Origin of the sequence: Flavobacterium tructae, assembly GCF_001853485.1 — a bacterium.
GTDB classification, from domain to species: domain Bacteria; phylum Bacteroidota; class Bacteroidia; order Flavobacteriales; family Flavobacteriaceae; genus Flavobacterium; species Flavobacterium tructae.
Genome location: NZ_MIKE01000023.1, coordinates 78,469 through 99,522, shown reverse-complemented (window position 1 = coordinate 99,522; position 21,054 = coordinate 78,469). Strand labels below are relative to the sequence as shown.

Genomic DNA, 21,054 nt, shown 5'->3' with positions numbered 1-21,054 from the left:
AGTTATGAAATTAATTGCACTAAACGGGCTTAAGTGCTTAATTTTAAGATAGTATAAAGTCTACGATAGCTTGAGAATGTATTTTTGTAGTGTCAAAAACAGGTACAGAAAAATCAGACTGATTTAACAGTAACGGAATTTCGGTACATCCTAAAATGATACCTTTGGCACCTTGCTGAATAAGTTCGTTTGCAATTTGGATATAATTTTGTCTCGAATCGGGATTGATAATTCCTCTTCCGAGTTCTTCTTTTAAAACATATTGTATGTAGTTTCGCGTTTCCTGTTTTTCGGGTATCAGGACATTCAGCCCAAAACTTTTAAGACGATCTTTGTAAAAATCCATTTCCATCGAAAATGAAGTGCCTATAAGTCCAACGGTTGTGATTTTTTCTTTTACAATGACTTTTGCGGTCTCCGTTCCGATATGAATTAGGGGCAGTCCAATTTCATTTTCGATTTCACGGGCAAACATATGTGCCGTGTTTGCACACAAAACGATAGCATCAACACCGCTGTTTTTTAAACTTAAGCAGGCATTCCATAAGAGTTCATAGGAATGAGCCCATGTTTTTTGCTGTACATCACCAAAGTTTAGTGAATAAATCAGGCATTCCGCAAATTGAAGTCCGCCTAATTTTTTATTTACTCCTTCGTTAATAAATTTGTAGTAATCTATGGTAGAAACCCAGCTGATTCCGCCCACAAGCCCAATTTTCTTCATTATTTTATAAAGCGGAGTTTTACGATTTAGAATCTTTTTTTGCAAATAATTTTATTGCCAGATAAGCAGTTGGTATATAGGCAAAGAAAAGGTCTGTGATCGTAAACCAAACCGGTGAAGGCAATGAGCACACATTTACAATTCCCCCAAGTAAAAAGAAAGCACCAATAACCAGTCCTAGTTTTGTTTTATTACTGATTGCAATTAAAACAGTTGTTCCCGCACCTGCAAACGTACCTATTGCGTGCGCCAGAAAGGGAAAAAGAAAATGTTTGGGTTCAAACAAATGCATAGTTGCTTTTAGTCCTTCCATAGTTGTGACATCAGCACCATGGGGAGGCGGAATGACAGAACTGCTCATTAATATGATAGCCATATTGACAATACTTCCAACAAAAAGACCTGTTATAACTGCTAATGTATTTCTTAAAATAGGGTTCATAGTCATCGTTTTAGTAAAACGAATGTATGAAAATTATAGTTGGTATTGTAATTAAATGATGCTTTCGGGTTTGTTTTTTATTCTTTTTCAGAAAGTTTTTTTTCGTTTTCTGTTTGTGGTTTTCCGGTTGCGTTTGGTTCTCCTTTTCCGATTGTAATTAGTTTAAGCAAACTATTTCCGATATAATTGGTCCAGGCGCCTCTGCAAATTTCAAAACATTCATATTCCGGTACCAAACCCACATGAGTAAAACGAAGTTCTGTTTTGCCGTCTTTTTCCGAAATTTCAAAAGTAGGATGAGTTCCCGTCCATTCCGTTTTATCTTCTGTAAACTTGAAGTAATTTTTTTCCACTAACCAGACTATTTTCTGATTCGGAATTACTTCTGTGATTTTTACTTTACAAAGATGGATATCTTCGTAATGATAGTCAAATTCATCGTTTAGTTTCGCACTATTGCCTTCGATTTCTTCTGACCACCAACCGCGTACATTCGTAACGGCATCAAAAACTTTCTGTGGAGACTCGTCTACGATTATAACTGTGGTGAAATTTGTTGCACTCATTTGGTAAAGGTTTAAAAGTTACAACACAAATTTAGGGTTTAATTATCAGTATGTTAGGGGTGTGAAGAGACAAAATTGAGGGGCGAATCAGACAATTAGGCAATTAGATAATTAGATTGTTGAGTTTTCGGCTTGCATTTTACATTTCATAACTCACAACTCATAACTTTTCCTCCTAATTTTCTAAAAGAGATGAAGTTAATTGTTATTTTTAACCAACCATCTAAAACCAAATTATTTATGAAGAAAATATTCTTTGTAGCAGTTCTGCTGTTAACCATTTCTTTTTCTGCCTTTGCACAATTAAAAGCACCTTCAGAGTTTATTCCGAATTATGGAAAACAAATTAGTTATTACCATCAGGTCGAAGAGTATTTTAAATACCTGACGGAACAATCGCAATCGATCAAAAAACAAAAATACGGCTCAACTAACGAACAGCGGGATCTGAATGTTTATTATATTTCGACTCCCGAAAATTTGGCAAATCTGGAACAAATCAGAAACAATAATTTAGCCGCCATTGGACTATCAGATAAAAAAACGAGTGGAGTTGAAAATAAAATTATTGTCTGGCTGAGTTTTAATGTTCATGGAAATGAGTTTGCCGGAACCGAAAGTGCCTTAACCGTGGCCTACGAACTTTTGAATCCCTCAAATGAAGCCACAAAACAATGGCTCAAAAATACCATTGTGATTCTGGATCCGTGCATCAATCCCGATGGTTATTCCCGATATGGAAACTGGCTGAGAGAAATCTCCGGAAAAAAAACACATCCGGGTTTGTATGACAGAGAGCATATGGAAGTCTGGCCGGGTGGAAGATACAATCATTATCTTTTTGATTTGAACCGCGACTGGGCATGGCAGACACAAATTGAATCGCAGCAGCGCATTAAATTGTACAACCAATGGATGCCACAGGTACATACCGATGTGCATGAAATGAGTTACAATTCTCCTTATTTTTTCCCACCGGCGGCAGAACCTCTGCATGAATTTATTGAACAATATCAGAAGGATTTTTATACGGTTTTAGGTAAAAATATCTCGCAGAAGTTTGACAAGGAAAACTGGATGTACAACACCAGAGAACGATTTGATTTGTTTTATCCGAGTTACGGAGATACGTATCCAACCTATAATGGCGCCGTAGGTCTTACACTTGAAAAAGGCGGAATAGGAGCAGGACGTGAAGTAACCATGGAAAACGGCTCTAATGTTACCATAAAAGATCGTTTGACGCAGCATGCCGCAGCAGTTTTGACCGTAGTAGAAAGTGCCGCTTCACAGAAAGAAGTATTGCTGAAAGGTTTCAGGGATTTTCATATCAATGCCCGTAAAAAAGCAAAAGGGGTTTATAATACGTATGTTTTGAAAAATAATCCTAAACTGGAACAGCTGGTGGAGCTGCTTCAAAAGAATGATGTTGAATTTAGTTATGCGGATGCTTCCGGAAGTGCCTCCGGATTTCATTATCAAACTAAGAAGAACGAGAGTTTTAAAATTGAAACTAATGATTTGATTATTAAAGCAGATCAGCCAAGATCGGTTTTAACACAGGTATTGTTTGAACCCAATCAGAAATTAAATGATAGTTTATCGTATGACATTACCGCCTGGGCACTTCCTTTAGCTTATGGTGTTGACGGTTATGCGGTTAAAAATAGTGTTCAGATTAAAACAAAGAATAAAATCGAGTCTGCAGAAAAAAACATCCCGGAATCCGTTTACGCCTTTTATGTTCCGTGGAATAACAGAACGTCGGCTCAGGTTGTTTCTTTGCTGCATCAGGCGGGAATTAAAGTTCGTTCGGCCATGAAAAAAGCAGTTTTCGGAACCGTTACGGTCGAGCCGGGAGGATTAATTATCAGCAGAGCCGATAATCCAAAAATTACTGATTTTGAAAAGACAGTCAGCAATATTATCAAAGTCAAAAGCGATTTTAGTTTTATAAGTACAGGATTTTCGACTAATTCTAAAGATATCGGAGGGGAGAATTTTACGTTACTTAAAGCGCCAAAAATACTAATGTTGTCCGGAAAAGGAGTAGTTTCAACCGAGTTTGGAGCGACATGGTTCTATCTGGATGAAACAGTTGCTTATCCGGTGAGTATTGTGGAAACGGCAAATTTGAACAGAGTTAAATTGTACAACTATAATACTTTGATTCTCTCAGATGGTAGCTATGACCTGGGGGAAGATCAGAAAAAGCAAATCGATGAATGGGTGAAAAATGGCGGAAAAGTTATTGCCATGGCCAATGCAATTTCATTGTTTCAGGACCGTGACGGGTATGCTCTGAGTTTGTTTGCAAGTAAAGAAGATAAAGAAAAATCAGAAAAAGAAGAGAAAGAGATCGAACTTAAAAAACGTTTTCTGGACTTTGAAGGTTCTGAGCGAAGAGAAATTTCGGGTTCGATTCCCGGTGCCATCATCGAAAATAAACTCGACAAAACCTATCCAATGGCTTTCGGGTTAGGAAATACGTATTTCAGTCTTAAAAGTAACGAAAGATCATTCTCATTGCTAAAAAAGGCCATCAATGTGGCGTACATTCCGAAAGATTATTTAAGCTATGGATTTGTAGGTAATGATATTAGAAAAAAACTGAACGAAACGGTAAGTTTTGCTGTGGACAAAAGAGGAGATGGAACTGTAATTTACATGATGGATAACCCGCTTTTCAGAGGTTTTTGGGAAAATGGAATTTTGTTATTCAGTAATGCTCTATTTCTAGTTCGTTAAGAAACTAAAAGCTTTATTTCCGCTCTTCAAATCTTTTTGAAGAGCGGATTTTTTTTTGATGTCCAAAAAATACCCGGCTGATATTTTCTTTCGCGTTTTATTTTATACTCCCTGTCAGTTCAAACAAAATATAGGGGCCGTGTTCTGATAAACCTCTTTCTTTGATGGAGAAACCTTTTTGCTGATAAAAAATAACAGCTCTACTATTGTTTTCAAGGCATTTGAGTGTAATTGGCAAATCGGTTATCTGAATGGCAGCTTTTAATAAAGCGCTTCCAATACCTTTGCTTTGATGGTCTTGATCTACATATAAATGATGAATGAAACAATTTTTCATCCAGATCGAAATAAATCCAACGACAGTTTCACCAATTCGCGCGATTAAAATTGTTTCTCCTTTGGTTAAGGAGTCAAAATCTTTGAGTTGAAATACTGACGGATCAAGCCAATAAAAAGTAGATCGCCTTTCTTGCAGGAATAAGGTTCTTAAGATGCCATAATCTGTTTTTTCGGCCGGAGTTATTTTCATTCTAAATTTATTTTAGCCTGATTTTGTTTTTTATTGAGCTTTCTGATCCAATAAACGATATAGAATCCGCCAATTGTTCCCGGAATAAACCATCCATAAATGTTGGGAATAAATTGGTTTACTACAATAAAAGCAGTGGTGGCGGAGATATAACCGCCAATCATTTTTCCTAAATGTAATTTCAGCCAGACCTTTTGAAGATTAGTTTTGTTTTGGAATAGCAGAAAATCCCGGGTTGAAAAAAGGAGTCCGACAAGACCAAGCACGGTAAGGACAATATTGATTTTTTGATTTATAAGTGGATTGTATAAAATCATTAAAATTCCCGTGATGATCATTATTCCTGAGATAATTTTATCCGTTTTTAAATTGATGTTTTTGTTTTTGAATTGCAAAGCCCGATACCCTGTTATAGTGAAATAAGAGCTAAACAGACCAATTGAAAATAAAAAAGAACTCTCATGTTTAGGCAAGCTTGATATAATTAAAGCCGTTAGAGCCGACAAAAGCATAGTGTAGTAAAAAAGTTTTCCGGATTTTTTATGGATACTTTTTCCTTTTTTAGATACTAACGAAATTGATCCTGAAAGAAGTGCAATACCGCCAAACAGAGCATGAAAATAGATGAGTATTTGTATGAGTTGTTCTTTCTCCATTTAAAATTTAAAGAGTTTTTAGGATTGCTTTTTAATTCAAAGATTGAATTTAATACTTTTTTAAATTATTTCAGACGTATTAAAACTCCCTTACGCTTGACAATGTTTTTATAGTCCCACTGAATTTCTCTTGCTTTTTGAAGCCAGCGCTTTACATCTGATGGGATAATCTGATCGGTTGAGGTATAGCGAAATTCTGCCGCTTTGAAAGAACCTTCATTGGCAAGTTGTTCTTCATCAAAAGACTGACCGCTCCAAAATAATAACCGAACATCATTTTTTAGTTTGCTGTAGCCTACAATAGGATTACCCTCTAAAAACCAAACCGGATGTGCGTGCCAGATTTTATTCTCCGCATCCGTAAAGTTTTCGTCGATTAAAGCAGCCAGCCGATTGCAGATTTCCTGATCAGTGCTGCTTTGTGCATTGTTATAATCTTGTACGGCTGTATTCATGATGATAAGAGGTTTTAAGTTTTATCGATGTAATGAGCTAAAATACGTTTTTTATAAGTTTGGTTTAGGAGCCTAAATGAATATGTTGATTAAAAGTAGCCGAAAAGTGACTTACAAACTCTTTGGTGTATTGTCCGGTAGGATCGAGATCAGGATCTAAAATGGTAATTTCAAGCCCGGTTAATAAATTACTCTGAAAAAGCACTGAAGTTAGTTCATTAAATTCGGCATAAGTAAGTCCGTCAGGTGTTCTGCTGTCGACGCAGGGCATTATAGTGTCATTTAAAACATCGACATCGATATGCAGCCAGAAACCATCGAGATTCTTGTTTTCTATTTCCGAAAGAAACAATTGTACGCATTTCAAAACACCTTGGTTTCGCAAGTGGTCCAGACTAACATAGGTAGCAGAAGAGTTGCGAATTTCATTTTCATAAGCATCATCATATTCACGGTTTCCCACACACCAGAGATTTTCTTCTTTGATATAAGGACGCAGATTTAGAATATTGGTTAGTTTGTCTGCTCCGTTTCCGGTAACTATCGAGGCTGCCATTCCGCCAACGCCTCCGGTTTCGGACAAGGAAATATTCATAAAATCGGTATGTCCGTCGAGATAAAACAATCCGTAATTCCCTTTTTGCTTTAAAGCTATAGCAGTTCCTAAAAGTATACTGCAGTCTCCGCCTAAGATAAACGGAAATTTGTTCTGAGAAAGTAAATTGTTTAACAGATAAGCTTGCTCTCTGGCATAATCGATAAGTGAATTGCTATTGAGAATTTGAGTTTCAGGATCCCGCTTATTTGAATATTTTGGAGGATCAAGTCTTACACTATTTTTAGGGTGAATGAGTTTATGAAGATGGTGTTTCCATAACCAGTCAGGTAAGTTTTTTACGCCCGGTTCTTTTCCGGGTTGAGGTTCTTTCAAACCCAGATTCGACGGAAATTCAACAATGCATATTTCTTTCATGACCCTTTTTATTTAGTGATAAAGTTATGAAAAATAATCGCGTGTAAAAGTTGGAAAGTGCCAAGTTTGTACCGTCTTTTTTTGAAGGAAAATAGTGCTTTGAAATGTATTTGATTGAAGAGTTTTATTCGCAAAATCATTCCTTGTGAACAGTAATTATCAATTTGTTTTTCCTTTGTTCTACATTTACCATCAGTCCTGCCATGAAGCCAAGACGGCCAAGCCATTTGCCTTCAAGTATTATTTGTGGAATCGTTATGGTTTTTCTGTAAGCCCGCGCTTGATGCTTTCTATGAATTTTCAGTCGTCTTAAATTCTTCATTTTCCTTGTATCTGTATGTTTTTTTAATGAATATCCTGTAGAATACAAATGTCTTTTGATTTATGGAGAATGTTGTCATATTATAAATTGACAATCCATAATTTTATAGAAACGAGTACAAAAAAAAAATCCGGTTTGGTTTCACAAGTCGGATTTATTATTTTTTTCTGATGAAAGCAGTAATCAATAAAGAGCACTTTTTTTACTCCAGTTTTTTAATAAGCTGAATAGAACCTTCCTGTAAGGCTTTATAATAATCGCCTTTTTTTAGTTCCGGAAGTACATAAGCTGATACGATGTCTTTAATTTCCTGATCGCTCATTTTTGGACGCAGTTTGTTAACACCCTGAATATGAATTTGTCTCAATTGCTTGCTTAAAACGATTAAAATAGAGGAGTCTATTTTTAGTTTAGAAACCAGATACTGTTCAAGGTCTGAAGAATAATCCGTAAGATTAGTGTATGGAGCTATTGAAGAGAGGGTTACAATAGTAATTTTAGTTTTAGTTTTAGTTTCACCGGCTTTCAAAAAGTCGCTCAGATTTTTAGTTTGGCTTGAAGTAAGGATTTTTTCAAAATCATTTACATAATTAGTAGATTTTGCAAAAACATCAGGCGTTTCGGTTTTGGTTTGCGCAATAACCATTGCAGGTAAAAGAAGAGCGAATGTTACTACGAGCACTATTTTTTTCATGGCAGATTTGTTTTGGGTGCCGCAAAATTAATGCTTTATTATTAAAAAAAGGTCTCTTAATGGTTACTATAAATTAATATTTATTATCATAGAAATTTCAAAAAAAAAGTCCGATTTGCTGAGACAAATCGGACTTTAGATACTAAAAACTACAACAAAGGAATTAAATGTTCCCAGTTGAGTTGTTTTGCAAAGTCAAGGGCGGTCTTGCCATTGTTGGTTTTAACTTTTGTGTCTGCTCCCGATTCCAGTAAAACTTCCACAGAGGTTTTATTTCCTGCAATGGTTTCGCGATGTAAAAAAGTATAACCAAGCTCATCTGTCGCGCTAAGTTCTTCGGGATTATTTTTGACAAAATCAATAAGGCTTTCTTTCATGTTTTTGCTCATTGGGTGTTCAATGAGGTTTTCCGGTTTTTCTTTTTGATCTGAAACAACCAGAATATCGTTGTAATCTCCAAATTCTAAGCCCCAGGCATTGTCATGATCTTCTCTTTCCTCTCCACTCATTTCTGAACGCATCGCATGTATAGTAAAGGCTCCGTAGGTTTTACCCTGAGACGCATATAGCCAATCGCTTATTTGATTTACGGGAATTTGTACTTCATCGCCATTATTGACATTGGTTAAATCGTTAGGCTGATTTACTAAGATGCCATAAATGGTATCACCGTCAAAATTGATATCGTTAATCCACATGTGTTCGACTACAGTTTCACCATCAATTTCCTGAGTAAAGGCTAGTTTTACGCAGGCAACGTCAAGTCCCGGAACAATTCGGCGGTATTCCCACGATAATTCTCTCCAAAAATATTTAAAGGTTTCCTGTGCTTTTTGATAGGCTTCGATCATTTTTGGATTTTCTCCGTCAGCAAAGAAGGTAGGTGTGTTTTCCATCGTGTATTATTTTATAGCTTTTAAAGAATTTTAAGAAATTTTAAAACGAATAAAAAACCGATTTGTTTTGCAAATCGGTTTTTTTATCATCAAAAAAGTCAATTTAGAAATTTACATCGTCTGCGATGTTTCCACCTTGTTCTGCGGCAAATTTAGCGGCATACTCTTTTTGTTTTTCTTGTTGGTAATTGAAGAACTCGTTAATGTCTTCAGAGTTCCAGTTTTGATTTTGCTCCGTCATCCATTGCATGGCAACAGATTGGAAATCTGCCAGATTGATTCCGAAGTTTTCCAGGATCCACTGAGCACCATCAATTCCGTACTCGTAAGCTGCCTGTCTGGCTCCGGCAAGTTCTTCGTAGAAGTAGCGATCCGTTCTGATTCTTTCAAGGTTAGCGGCTCCTTCCTCCGAAGTTTCGGCTTTCAGATTTTCTAATTGTGGTACGGTTACATTTTCGGCATAGTATTGGCCAAATAAAGTAGTAACTGTAAACGAAGTATCTTCGCCCATGCGCTGAGGCCAGATCGTATTTAGCTCTTCCCAAACAGCCGGTTCAAACCCCATCGCTTTGCACACTTCAAGATAATCTATTCCGGCGCTTATTTTAAGACACATTGCAGTATAAGTTCTTAAATCTACTCCGTGTACGGGCTCTAGAAAAGGATTATTGTCCTCTACTTTTACAAATCCTGAAACCTGAACTCCACTGTATTTTAAAGAATTGGCGTGCTCAAAACGAATCATTTGGTCTGAATCGCAGTTGTTCCATTCCGTATATACTTCTCTTCTGTAATTAAAATAGATATTTTGAACGTCTTTTTCGTCAAGATTTTCTCCACTTGCGCGTTCGTCGGCGATCCATGCTTCAGATCTGGCAGCTACTTCATTGTCGAAATCCTCTACAGAATAATGTGTGCCGTGTAAGGTTTCGGGATCATATTCTGTTTCCTGATAGTTATCTTCATAATCATTTTCATAATTATTGTTTGAAGTTTGAGCTTCATAATTTTGATTTTCCTGTTTGTTGTCTCCGGTTAAGGCTCCAAAAAGTTTTTTAAACATTTTTCTGCTTGTTTAAGGGTTAATAAACTATAAATATTGTAATTGGTTTTGATACATTTTTTCATTGTGTTCTTTCAAATCGGGAGTGATTTTATTCCATTCGTCATACATGGCACGCAAATAGATTTGATGCAGTTTTGGGGCATTTTTAATCACAAACTGTCTTTGTTCTTCAAGTTCCTCCATTTTTGCCAGAATTTGACTCAGTACTTTTTTATCAGATTCGTGAATTTTACTCAAACTTAATTCATGACGCTGATGGTACAATTCACGTTCTTTGTTATTTTCGATTTCAAAAGCTTCGTACAGATGCGCTGTTCTTTGCTCTGCCAGACCTCTGGCGATATTTTGCAGATTTCTGGCCTGTGTGCTGGGAGCAAACGTATTTTGAGTATTGCAATACGGACACTGGATATAAGTTTCGATTAAAAAGATTTTTTCGATCTCAATATTTCCTCCACATTGTGTGCAGTTGAATTTATTTTTGATTGCTTCAAATTCGTCGAGTATTTTTTGGTACTCAATTTCAAGATCACGCTCCTGTGTTTTTTCGATTTGTTTTCTCCAATATTCGTATTGATCTTCAAAATCATTATGACGATCTGAACAGACATTTCTGAAATTTGATACTAAATTGTAATGTTTGCTTAAAACGGAAATCTGAGAATTGTAATGATTGTAAACGTCGATAATTTTTTCTTCGTAAGTATGTCTCGCTTTTTCTCTGATATTTGATAATTGACCATTTACACCTGAATACACTCTGTGAAAAGTTCGTTTGTATAAATCATCATCACTTTGAAGAATCTCTTTCAATTCCGGAATTGCAGCAGTTGCAAATTCTTCCAGTTTGGCTTCCAGTTTTTCTAAAAAGTTAAACCATCTTTCCTGTGATTGCTGAAGCTCCGAATACCATTCCGGAAGAGCTTCGTCTTTTTGTTTATTAAATAATCCGAACATTACTTTATAGGTTTAAATTGAATTGTCTTCTTTTTTAAGATAAACGCCATCTGTGAGGTTAACACTCAAAAACTCAAATCCGCAGTAGGCACAATGCGTTAATCCGTCTTGTTTGGCTCTTCCTGCGCCACAATTTGGACAGTCTTTGGCATTCATTTTGGCTTCGGTCATTTCTGTATCTCCGCCATAATTCGTTTGTTTTTGTGCATTTTCTTTAAGCCTGCTCAAAAATGAATTTACTTTTTTCTCTTCCATTACAACTGACTTAATAATTCTGTTTTCTTCGATTTAAATTCCTCTTCATCAATTAAACCGGCATCAAACAAAGATTTTAGTTTTTGAAGTTTTGAGGTCAGATCGTCTTTTATTTCTTCTTTTGAAGTCTCTTTATTCTGCTGTAGTTGATTTAAAAGAATCCCCATACTTAAGGCATTTTGAGTTGCCTCGTGAAGTGCTGTTCCTTTATCGCCGATGGCAGTTGCAGTATTGAATTTGGTAAATTTATCCATATCGGTTACCATATTCATGTTGGTGATTTTGTCATAATGTGCTGTTACTTCTTCCGGTAAGGTTACGCTGGTAATAACGAACTGAGTCAGCTCAATTCCGAATTGCTCGAAATAAGGTTTAAGATAGGGCTCTATTTTTTTGCCCAGTTGCGTTATGTTTCCGGCAATATCCGTAACAGTTATGTTTTCGTTTGCTAAAACTTCACCAAATTTTGGAGCGACAAAATCTCGTAATTGATTTTGCAGTTCAAAAATGGTCAGCTGGCTGTAAGTTCCGGCATATTGACGGAAGAATTTGGCAACATCTGCAATTTTAAGATCAAAACTACCAAAAGCGCGAATTCTAATTTGACCAAATTGGGGGTCATTGAGCAGGATAGGAGCGGGAGTTCCCCATTTATTATTGATAAACTGATGCGTATTGAAAAAATAAACATCCACTTTAAATGGACTTTCGAAACCGTACTTCCAGCCTTTTAGTTTGCTTAAAACCGGGATGTTTTCGGTAGATAAGGTGTAAAGCCCAGGAGAGAAAACATCAGCGAGCTGCCCTTCATTTAAAAGCATAACGTGCTGACTTTCCCGAACGGTTAGTTTTGCGCCGTTTTTGATTTCTTTGTCTTCATCATAAAATTTCCACATCAGTAAATTTGGGTCACTTGTTGTGGCTTCAATTATTTCTATAAAAGGTAGCTTCATGAATTCTTATTTATAAGGAATAAAAATAAGAATTATAAGACGACTACAATGTTTTTCTGTGTCAAGTTTTTAACAATTTTTCGTTTGTTAAAGTTTTAAAACATAGGATGACATACTTTACAGATAAGCCTCTTGTAGATTCTTAAAGTTTTGAAAACCTTGCAGGAGAACTTGGTTATACTGAAAACAATTTAGCGTGAAGGATGGGAGCGGCATCCTTTTATGGCGGGGTCCGCCATAAAAGATACAGCGGACAGCCTGACCCGGAGGGACACGCCATAAAAAAATCCGACTTGCTTTCACAAATCGGATTCTTTTAAATTGAAAATTATAGACAACCGTAAAACGGTATATTTTTACAAGTGAATTACTTCGCCGTAAGCATCAGCAACAGCTTCCATAACAGCCTCGCTCATGGTTGGGTGAGGGTGGATAGATTTAAGAATTTCATGACCTGTAGTTTCAAGTTTACGGGCTACAACTGCTTCTGCAATCATATCGGTAACACCTGCACCAATCATGTGGCATCCTAACCATTCTCCGTATTTAGCATCGAAAATTACTTTTACGAATCCGTCTGGAGTTCCGGCAGCTTTTGCTTTTCCTGAAGCTGAGAATGGGAATTTACCAATTTTTAATTCGTATCCTTTTTCTTTTGCTTGTTTCTCCGTTAAACCTACAGAAGCGATTTCTGGAGTTGCATACGTACAACCCGGAACGTTTCCGTAATCGATTGGGTCTACGTGTAAACCTGCAATTTTTTCTACACAGTTAATTCCTTCAGCAGAAGCTACGTGAGCCAAAGCTTGTCCCGGAGTAACGTCTCCAATTGCATAATATCCAGGAATATTAGTTGCGTTGTAAGCGTTTACTAAGATTTTATCTCTGTCAACAGCGATTCCAACTTCTTCTAAACCGATGTTTTCAATGTTAGTTTTGATTCCAACTGCCGAAAGTACGATGTCAGCTTCAAGAACTTCTTCTCCTTTTGCAGTTTTAACAAAAGCTTTTACTCCTGCACCTGTTGTATCAATACGTTCAACAGATGAGTTAGTCATTACTTTAATTCCTGCTTTTTTCAAAGATCTTTCGAACTGTTTTGAGATGTCTTCATCTTCTACAGGAACTACATTTGGCATAAATTCTACAATAGTAACTTCTGTTCCCATTGAGTTGTAGAAGTGAGCGAATTCAACTCCAATTGCTCCTGAACCTACAATAATCATAGATTTTGGCTGAGTTGGTAAGGTCATTGCCTGACGGTAACCAATTACTTTTACGCCGTCTTGTGGTAAGTTTGGTAACTCACGAGAGCGAGCACCGGTTGCGATGATAATATGATCAGCGCTATATTCAGTAACTTTATTGTCTTTGTCTGTAACGTCAAGTTTTTTACCTGGTTTTAGTTTTCCAAAACCTTCAATAACGTCAATTTTGTTTTTTTTCATTAAGAATTGAACTCCTTTGCTCATTCCTTCAGCAACACCACGGCTACGTTGAACCACTGCAGGGAAATCTTTGTCAAACTCGGAAACTTTCAATCCATAGTCAGAAGCATGTTTTAGATAATCAAAAACCTGAGCTGATTTTAATAGTGCTTTTGTTGGGATACATCCCCAGTTTAAACATACACCACCTAAGTTTTCCTTTTCAACTACAGCTACTTTAAAGCCTAATTGTGAAGCTCTGATTGCTGTTACATATCCACCGGGACCACTTCCTAAAACAATAACGTCGTATTTCATTTTTTTGGTTTTTAGTATTTATTACCGAAAATGAAGTTTAATTCCGAAACTCATTTATCGATTTATTCTTTTGTTATTTGTGCTTGCGAATTTAAGGATTTATTTTAAAAAATACTTTAAAATTTCTTTTCACCCTTGCTGAATTTGATCTTTTCACACAGATATTGAGAAAAGTTATAGAAAAGAATAAAGTTTAATTGGTATTTTATTTTTTTTTAATAACAAAGTAGAGAAAGATGGATCATTAATTTGTAATAAAAAAAAACACATTTTAAAAAATAAAATGTGTTTTTTAGTGAAATAGGCGAATACTTATTTAATGATGATTTTTTTAACGGTATGTGCTTCAGGGTTTTCGATAAAGATGTAGTAAACTCCTTGGGCTATTCCTTTTAAATCGATGTAATTTTCCTGAGTATCTCCTTTTAAGGATACTACTTTTACAAGTTTACCCAAACTGTCATAGATCGTTGCTTTTGTTACTGAAACGTTTGTAATGTATAACTCGCCATGAGATGGATTTGGATAAATATTGATGTTGTTAAAAACCTGCTCATTTGTTTCTAAAGTACGGCAAGTTGCTGAGTATTTTGCGATTTCATCTTTTGCATCTGTCCAGGTAGCAGTTGAGGAAGAAGGATTGTCAACTTTTATACAAGTTAATTGAGTATTGTTTTTTAAATTTAAGTTGACTAAAATACCGTTGTTTCCACTTTGTAAATTCAAATCGGTTAGAAGGTTATTAGAACAGTTTACTTCTGTCAGATTAGTGTTTTTTGATAAATCAAGACTTGAAAGCTGATTGTTCGAACAGTTAAGATTTGTTAGCAAAGTATTGTTCGACACATCTAAAGTTGTTAACCTGCTAGAGGTTGAAGTCGATTTTTTTAGAATAATTTGTATTCCATTACAATAAAATTCTTTTAATAATTTATTTTTAGAAACATTAACACTAGTCAGTGGATTGTTTGAGACGTCCAGATAGTTTAACTGAGTGTTATTCGACATGTCAACTGTAGTAATTAAATTTCCTTTACAGATAAATTTCTCTAAAGCGGTGAAGTTTTCAATTCCTTTTAAATCCGAGATGTTTGAATTTGAAATGTCCAGAACTTTAATATTAGCAATACTGGAGGTGGCAACTTTTCCATTTTTTCCGTCAGTGTCAATACCTGCAGCAATAAGAAAATCTTCAAAATTAGAATCTGTTATCAAGGTACTATTGTTGCAATCTTCGCTAAATTTTGCCTTTGGATCTTTTCTTGTTGACCATTTCTCGTTTGAATAATAAGCATCATCAACCTGAATACAAGTTAAATCAGGGTTGTTTCTAAAGTCTATTCTATATAAAATAAAATTAGGATCAGAGCCTGGAAATGGATCAAACCTATAATTATTACCATTTTTTAGGTTTAGATTTACCAGTTTGTTGGATTCACATTCAAGCGATCTTAGATTTTTGTTATTAGAAACATCCAGGTTCGTGAGCAGGTTGTTAGCACAATCGAATGTGCCAAGCTTAGTGTTTGCAGAAACATCTAAAACTGTTAATTTATTATTGTCACAGTAAAGGAAGTTTAAATCTATATTTTTTGAAACATTAAGATTGGTGATTAAGTTCGAATTACAGTCAAATGAACTTAGTAACGGATTGTTTGAAATATCTATACTTGTTATCTTATTTTGGTAGACTAACAATCTTGTCAATGCGGTATTTTTGGAAATGTCTATTGATGTTAGCTGATTTGTATTGCATATTAAAGATGTCAAAGCGGTATTGTTTGAAACATCTAGGACATCATATTTATTGTTTCCAGCCCATAGTTCAGTTAATTTTGTATTTAAGCTGATGTTTAAGTTAGAAATTTGATTTGAGGTACAAGTTAATGATGTCAATTTGGTGTTTTGCGACACATCCAGATTAGAAACTAAATTATAACCAAGATCTAATTTAGTTAAGGCTTTATTGTTCGAAACATTAAGGTTTGTTAATTTATTTGATGAACATTGTAAAGTGGTTAAGTTTGTATTAGCACTTACATCTAAAGTGCTCAGTTTATTGTAATAACAATTTAAATCAACTAAAGCAGTATTTTTCGATACATCTAAAGTTGTTATAAGATAATTATTGCTACAGTCCAATGTAGTTAAATGGATATTTTTTGTAACATCCAGCGCTTTTAAAGTATAATTTGCTTGACATTTTAATGATGTCAAAGAGGTAAAGTCTTCCAGACCGGTCAAATCTGTAATGTTGCTTAGAGAGACATCTAAAGACATTACGGTTTTAACACTGGAGGTTAATACTCTTCCGTCTGGAGTTCCTGAATCAATTCCCAGCTGAATCAGTTTCTTTTCGAAATTACTGTCAGGAATAAGCGTGTACAGGACAGTCTGACATTCATTTGAGTAATTGGCAGAAGCATCTTTAGCAGCAGACCAGTTTGCTGTAGAATTTACGGCATTATCAACCTGTATACAAGTTAAATAGGGGTTTTCCTTAAAGTCTATGCTTTGCGCTGCAATCAATTGGTTGCGACCGTTTTTTAGATTTAAACTTGTTAAAGTTGAATTGTTACAAAATAGCCCAACCATTACCGGATTAGAGGAAATATCCAGTGCCGTAAGTTTTGTATAATGAGCGCTTAGGTAACGTAAAGTTGGAATCTTGGAAATATCAAGCTGTGTAATGTGATTATTGCTGATGTTAAGATTATCCAGTTTTGTGTTTTTAGAAACATTAATTGCGGTCAATTTATTAACGTTACAGCTTAAAGAAATTAGCAATGGATTATTGGTAACATCCAGATTTGTAATTTTGTTGAATGAGACATCGAGAACAGTCAGTTTTGTATTTTTAGAAACATCAATAGTGGTCAATTTTCCATTTCCACCTGTATCCATGTGTCCAAAATTTCCATGACAAATTAACCATTGTAGTGCTGTAAAATCTTGTATTCCGGTTAGATCAGTAATGGTTGCATTGGTTCCTAAATCTAATTTTGTCACCGAAGAAACGTTTGAAGTCAGTACTTTTCCGTCCGGGACACCTGAATCAATTCCCAGGGAAATAAGAGCATTTTCGAAATTGCTGTCAGGAATAAGAGTATATGGACCAGTCTGACATTCATTTGAGTAATTGGCAGAAGCATCTTTAGCTGCAGACCAATTTGCAGTAGAATTTACGGCATTATCAACCTGAATACAAGTTAAGTTAGGGTTTTCTTTAAAGTTTATGCTTTGCGCTGCAATCAATTGGTTTTGTCCATTTTTTAGATTTAAACTTGTTAAAGTCGAATTGTTACAAAATAGCCCAACCATTACCGGATTAGAGGAAATATCCAGTGCCGTAAGTTTTGTGTAATCAGCGCTTAGGTAACGTAAAGTTGGAATTTTCGAAATATCAAGCTGGGTAATATAATTATTGCTGATGTCAAGATTATCCAGTTTTATATTTTGAGAAACGTCAATTTTTGTTAGTTTATTTACGCTGCATTTTAGTGAAATCAGTAAGGGATTCTTGGACACATCTAAAGCTGTAATTTTATTGTATGAGATATCAAGAGCAATTAGTTTTGTATTTCTAGTAACGTCAATAGTAGTCAGTTTTCCATTTCCGCCTGTGTCCATATGCCCAAAATTTCCATGACAAATTAACCGTTGAAGCGCTGTAAAATCTTGAATTCCGGTTAGATCAGTAATGGTTGCATTGGTTCCTAAATCTAATTTTGTCACCGAAGAAACGTTTGAAGTCAGTACTTTTCCATCCGGAACACCTGAATCAATTCCTAAGGAAATAAGAGCACTTTCGAAATTGCTGTCAGGAATAAGGGTGTATGGACCTGTCTGGCATTGGTTCGAGTAAATGGCAGAAGCATCTTTGGCAGCTGACCAGTTTGCAGTAGAAAATGCTGCATCATCAACCTGTATACAAGTTAAATTTGGATTTCCTGTAAAGGTTATACTCTGAGGTACAATTAATTGGTTTTTACCATTTCTTAGATTTAAACTTGTCAAATCCGAACTTCTACAAAATAATCCAACCAATGCCGGATTAGAGGAAAGATCTAATGTGGTAAGTTTAGTAGATTCGGCAGTCAGAAAACGTAAAGTTGGGATTTTTGAGACATCAAGCGTAGTAATTTGATTACTGCCTACATCAAGATCATCCAGTTTTGTGTTTTGAGAAACATCAATTGCTGTTAATTTATTTACACTACATCTTAAGGAACGCAGTAATGGGTTATGCGTTACATCTAAATTGGTAAGTTGATTAAAAGAGCATTCAAGAATCGTTAGATTTGTATTCTTGGAGACGTCAAGTGTTTTTAGTTTTCCGTTTCCGCCATCGCCTGCACGACCAGTATTTCCTTGGCAAACCAGCCACTCAAGTGCTTTGAAATCTTGTATTCCGGTTAGATCTGTAATGGTTGTATTGGTTCCTAAATCTAATTTAGTGACAGAAGAAACTTTTGAAGTCAGGATTTTTCCATCCGGAACTCCTGCATCGATTCCTAAAGTTATAAGTGCATTTTCAAAGTTGCTGTCGGGAATCAATGTAAATGAATCATTTACACATTCGGTTGAATAATTTGTGGCGGCATCTTTGGCAGCAGACCAGTTTGTAGTAGCATTTACGGCATTGTCGACCTGAATACAGTTTAAATTTGGGTTTCCCTTGAAGTTTATGTCTTGTGCTGAAATTAATTGGTTATTTCCATTTTTTAAATTTAAACTTCTTAAATCCGAATTGTTGCAAAATAATCCAACCATATTCGGATTAGATGAAATATCCAGATAGGTAAGTTTTGTGTTGTCAGCTCTCAGGTAACGCAAAGTTGGAATTTTGGAAACGTCGAGTTGAAAAATAGAATTACTGCTTACATCAAGATAGTCCAGATTAACATTTTTAGTAACATCAATTTTATCAAATCTATTGACGTTACATTTTAACGAAACCAGTAAAGGATTTTTGGTGACATCTAAATTTATAAGCTGGTTATAGGAGCAATCCAGAGTGGTCAGGTTTACGTTTTTAGAAATATCAAGAATTTTTAATTTTCCGTTCCCACCGTTGATTACCTCACCTGTATTTCCATGACAAATTAGAGTTTGAAGTGCTGTAAAGTCTTGTATTCCGGTTAAATCTTCAATAGTTGTATTAACTCCTAAATCTAGTGTTGTTACTGAAGAAATGTTTGAAGTTAGTACTTTTCTATCAGGGGTTCCCGAATCAATTCCTAAAGCAATAAGAGTATTTTCAAAATTACTATCAGGTATGAAAGTATAAAGAGGACAGTCGACAGAGTAACTTGCTGCAAGATCTTTTACATCTTGCCAGTTTGTATTAGAAAATAAAGTATTGTCGACTTGTATGCATGCTAATTGAGGATTACGTAGAAAACTTAAATTATTAGTATTTAAGAGTTGATTGTTGCCATTCTTTAGGTTTAGATTTATAAGCTCATTTGAATTCAAATTAACGTTTCGGAGTTTGTTTTGTCTAGTAACATCTAAAGAAGTTATTCGATTGTTTTCGCAATATAAATCGACTAAGAGTGTATTTTTAGAAAGATCAAGACTTTTGAGTCTATTATTGTTGCAAACAAGATTAACAAGAACGTTATTGTTGGTAAGGTTTAAAGTATATAATACGTTATCTGAGCAATAAAGCCCCTGAAGATTAAAATTTTTAGTAATATTTAAAGAAGTTAGCTTGTTTTTAGAACAATATAATTGAGTTAAATATTCGTTTTTAGATATATCCAAATAATTTATTAAATTGGATTGACAGTCCAAATTTCTCAAAAGCGGATTTTGTTTAAAATCTAAACTTTGTATTTTATTGGAATGACAAATCAAAGTAGAAAGTTTGCGACTTAGAGAAAGGTCTAATCCGGTCAATTCATTGTTGGAACAATTCAAAGTCTCAAGATTAGTAAAAGCATGAAGTCCTCTAAGACTTTTAATAGAACTGGAACTCACATCTAAAGAAGTAACAGATGAAATGTTTGAAGTTAGTACCTTTCCATCGAGAACGGTATCTAATCCGAGAGAGATTAATTTCTGTTCAAAATTTTGGTCAGGAATTAAAGTGGTTTGTGCAAAAGCAGATAAACTGATTAAACACAGTAAGATAAGTAGTTTTTTCTTCATAAAATTATCCTTGAATTTGGTATACAAGTTTACAATTAATAAAAGTATTAATCGTACTATTCTGCCTTTTTTGACTCTGAATTTTAAAGTTTTGTTCTGAAATTATTTTAAACGCTTAAAAATGAGAGGTTTGTTTGTTGGCGTTGGTGCAAAAAAAAGGAGCTCTTTTTAAGAAGCTCCGGATAATGATAATAATAGAATGATTTTGTATGTATTAGACCTTTACATGGCCCCAATTTTCACCGCTGGCGATACGTCTGATTTGCATTTCGCTAACACCAAATTGTTTGGCAATCATTTTCAGACGTGTTTTTTGTTCCGGGCGTGCGAGGATTTTTTTGATTAACATGACTTTGGTAGTCGTTAACTTTCTTCCGTCGGCTTTTAAATTGTGCTCGATCAGATTCTTTTTTGCCTGAATGACATGTGGACTTTTACGGCTGTGCGCCATCATTTCGGCTTTTGTTGCCCAGCATAAATTTTTTACATCGTCGTTGCTGCGGTTGTAATCCAGATGGAGCACATAGGTTTGTTCTTCTGATTCTTTCGGAATGAAATAATGAGCGACTAATTTGTACAGAAAGAGGTATTTGTTGACAATTTTGTCACCATCTTTAACCTTAAATCTAAAAGTAGGATAACCATCGCTTAAACCGCCTTTTAGAATACGTCCGTTTTGAATTTCATCTGTAAAACTAATGAGTCGGCCTTTGTTTGAAATAGCATATTTAAGTTGTAATGAGGCGTTTATTTCTATTTCTTTGAATTCTTCGTTTGGATAAAATCTGTTTTGTGGCATTTTCTTTTGCATTTGAATTTTGTCTCTCAAAGATAAATAATTCAAAAAAAAAGAGTGCTATCCTAAAGACTGTGAATCAGTAGATTTATGATTCTTATAACGCTATTTTAACTTTTTT

18 protein-coding genes are annotated in these 21,054 nt (G+C 35.1%); 1 reads left to right on the top strand and 17 read right to left on the bottom strand.

Annotation, left to right across the window (positions count from 1 at the left end):
- Nucleotides 1-43 precede the first annotated feature (43 nt).
- From BHE19_RS11365 to BHE19_RS11355, 3 genes are all read right to left on the bottom strand, one after another.
- Nucleotides 44-724: an aspartate/glutamate racemase family protein gene (locus tag BHE19_RS11365; protein WP_070907221.1), complete on the bottom strand. Its 681-nt coding sequence runs from the start codon at nucleotides 722-724 to the stop codon at nucleotides 44-46.
- A gap of 19 nt (nucleotides 725-743) precedes the next feature.
- Complete coding sequence (locus BHE19_RS11360; RefSeq protein ID WP_070907220.1) at nucleotides 744-1,166, bottom strand: hypothetical protein; 423 nt, start codon at nucleotides 1,164-1,166, stop codon at nucleotides 744-746.
- Nucleotides 1,167-1,243: 77 nt separating this feature from the next.
- Complete coding sequence (locus BHE19_RS11355) at nucleotides 1,244-1,732, bottom strand: SRPBCC family protein (protein WP_070907219.1); 489 nt, start codon at nucleotides 1,730-1,732, stop codon at nucleotides 1,244-1,246.
- A gap of 240 nt (nucleotides 1,733-1,972) precedes the next feature.
- On the opposite strand from BHE19_RS11355, the gene BHE19_RS11350 reads away from it, so the two are divergent.
- Nucleotides 1,973-4,480, top strand: a complete 2,508-nt coding sequence (locus BHE19_RS11350; RefSeq protein WP_233431374.1) for a M14 family zinc carboxypeptidase — start codon at nucleotides 1,973-1,975, stop codon at nucleotides 4,478-4,480.
- Nucleotides 4,481-4,577: 97 nt separating this feature from the next.
- Here the strand turns inward: BHE19_RS11350 and BHE19_RS11345 are convergent, their stop codons facing one another.
- The 14 genes from BHE19_RS11345 to BHE19_RS11280 form a co-directional block, all read right to left on the bottom strand.
- The gene (locus BHE19_RS11345) at nucleotides 4,578-5,009 is read right to left on the bottom strand and encodes a GNAT family N-acetyltransferase (RefSeq protein ID WP_070907217.1); all 432 of its coding nucleotides are present in this window, start codon (nucleotides 5,007-5,009) and stop codon (nucleotides 4,578-4,580) included.
- Entirely contained in the window at nucleotides 5,006-5,665 is a 660-nt protein-coding gene (locus tag BHE19_RS11340) for a DUF2306 domain-containing protein (RefSeq protein WP_070907216.1), read from the bottom strand. The genes BHE19_RS11345 and BHE19_RS11340 overlap by 4 nt, the downstream gene beginning before the upstream one ends.
- A gap of 65 nt (nucleotides 5,666-5,730) precedes the next feature.
- Entirely contained in the window at nucleotides 5,731-6,120 is a 390-nt protein-coding gene (locus tag BHE19_RS11335) for a DUF1801 domain-containing protein (protein ID WP_070907215.1), read from the bottom strand.
- 64 nt (nucleotides 6,121-6,184) lie between these two features.
- Complete coding sequence (locus BHE19_RS11330) at nucleotides 6,185-7,093, bottom strand: arginase family protein (RefSeq protein ID WP_070907214.1); 909 nt, start codon at nucleotides 7,091-7,093, stop codon at nucleotides 6,185-6,187.
- A gap of 136 nt (nucleotides 7,094-7,229) precedes the next feature.
- A complete protein-coding gene (locus tag BHE19_RS23080) occupies nucleotides 7,230-7,415 on the bottom strand; it encodes a SymE family type I addiction module toxin (protein WP_026109942.1) in 186 nt (61 codons plus the stop codon).
- A 202-nt stretch (nucleotides 7,416-7,617) separates the two neighbouring features.
- Entirely contained in the window at nucleotides 7,618-8,109 is a 492-nt protein-coding gene (locus BHE19_RS11320) for a TPM domain-containing protein (protein ID WP_070907213.1), read from the bottom strand.
- Nucleotides 8,110-8,258: 149 nt separating this feature from the next.
- Nucleotides 8,259-9,005, bottom strand: a complete 747-nt coding sequence (locus BHE19_RS11315) for a DUF2314 domain-containing protein (protein WP_070907212.1) — start codon at nucleotides 9,003-9,005, stop codon at nucleotides 8,259-8,261.
- Between the two features lie 103 nt (nucleotides 9,006-9,108).
- The gene (locus BHE19_RS11310; protein WP_070907211.1) at nucleotides 9,109-10,068 is read right to left on the bottom strand and encodes a DUF6620 family protein; all 960 of its coding nucleotides are present in this window, start codon (nucleotides 10,066-10,068) and stop codon (nucleotides 9,109-9,111) included.
- A 27-nt stretch (nucleotides 10,069-10,095) separates the two neighbouring features.
- On the bottom strand, nucleotides 10,096-11,028 hold the full coding sequence (locus tag BHE19_RS11305; RefSeq protein WP_070907210.1) for a hypothetical protein: 933 nt from the start codon (nucleotides 11,026-11,028) through the stop codon (nucleotides 10,096-10,098).
- 12 nt (nucleotides 11,029-11,040) lie between these two features.
- The gene (locus tag BHE19_RS11300; protein WP_070907209.1) at nucleotides 11,041-11,283 is read right to left on the bottom strand and encodes an Rcat domain-containing protein; all 243 of its coding nucleotides are present in this window, start codon (nucleotides 11,281-11,283) and stop codon (nucleotides 11,041-11,043) included.
- Nucleotides 11,283-12,236, bottom strand: coding sequence for an SPFH domain-containing protein (locus BHE19_RS11295; RefSeq protein WP_070907208.1), 954 nt, complete (start codon nucleotides 12,234-12,236; stop codon nucleotides 11,283-11,285). Before BHE19_RS11295 ends, BHE19_RS11300 begins: the two co-directional genes overlap by 1 nt.
- Before the next feature lie 356 nt (nucleotides 12,237-12,592).
- Nucleotides 12,593-13,981, bottom strand: a complete 1,389-nt coding sequence (gene lpdA / locus BHE19_RS11290) for a dihydrolipoyl dehydrogenase (RefSeq protein WP_070907207.1) — start codon at nucleotides 13,979-13,981, stop codon at nucleotides 12,593-12,595.
- A gap of 312 nt (nucleotides 13,982-14,293) precedes the next feature.
- Nucleotides 14,294-20,137: a T9SS type A sorting domain-containing protein gene (locus BHE19_RS11285; RefSeq protein ID WP_070907206.1), complete on the bottom strand. Its 5,844-nt coding sequence runs from the start codon at nucleotides 20,135-20,137 to the stop codon at nucleotides 14,294-14,296.
- A 214-nt stretch (nucleotides 20,138-20,351) separates the two neighbouring features.
- A complete protein-coding gene (locus BHE19_RS11280) occupies nucleotides 20,352-20,936 on the bottom strand; it encodes an NUMOD4 domain-containing protein (RefSeq protein WP_026109940.1) in 585 nt (194 codons plus the stop codon).
- Between the last annotated feature and the right edge of the window lie 118 nt (nucleotides 20,937-21,054).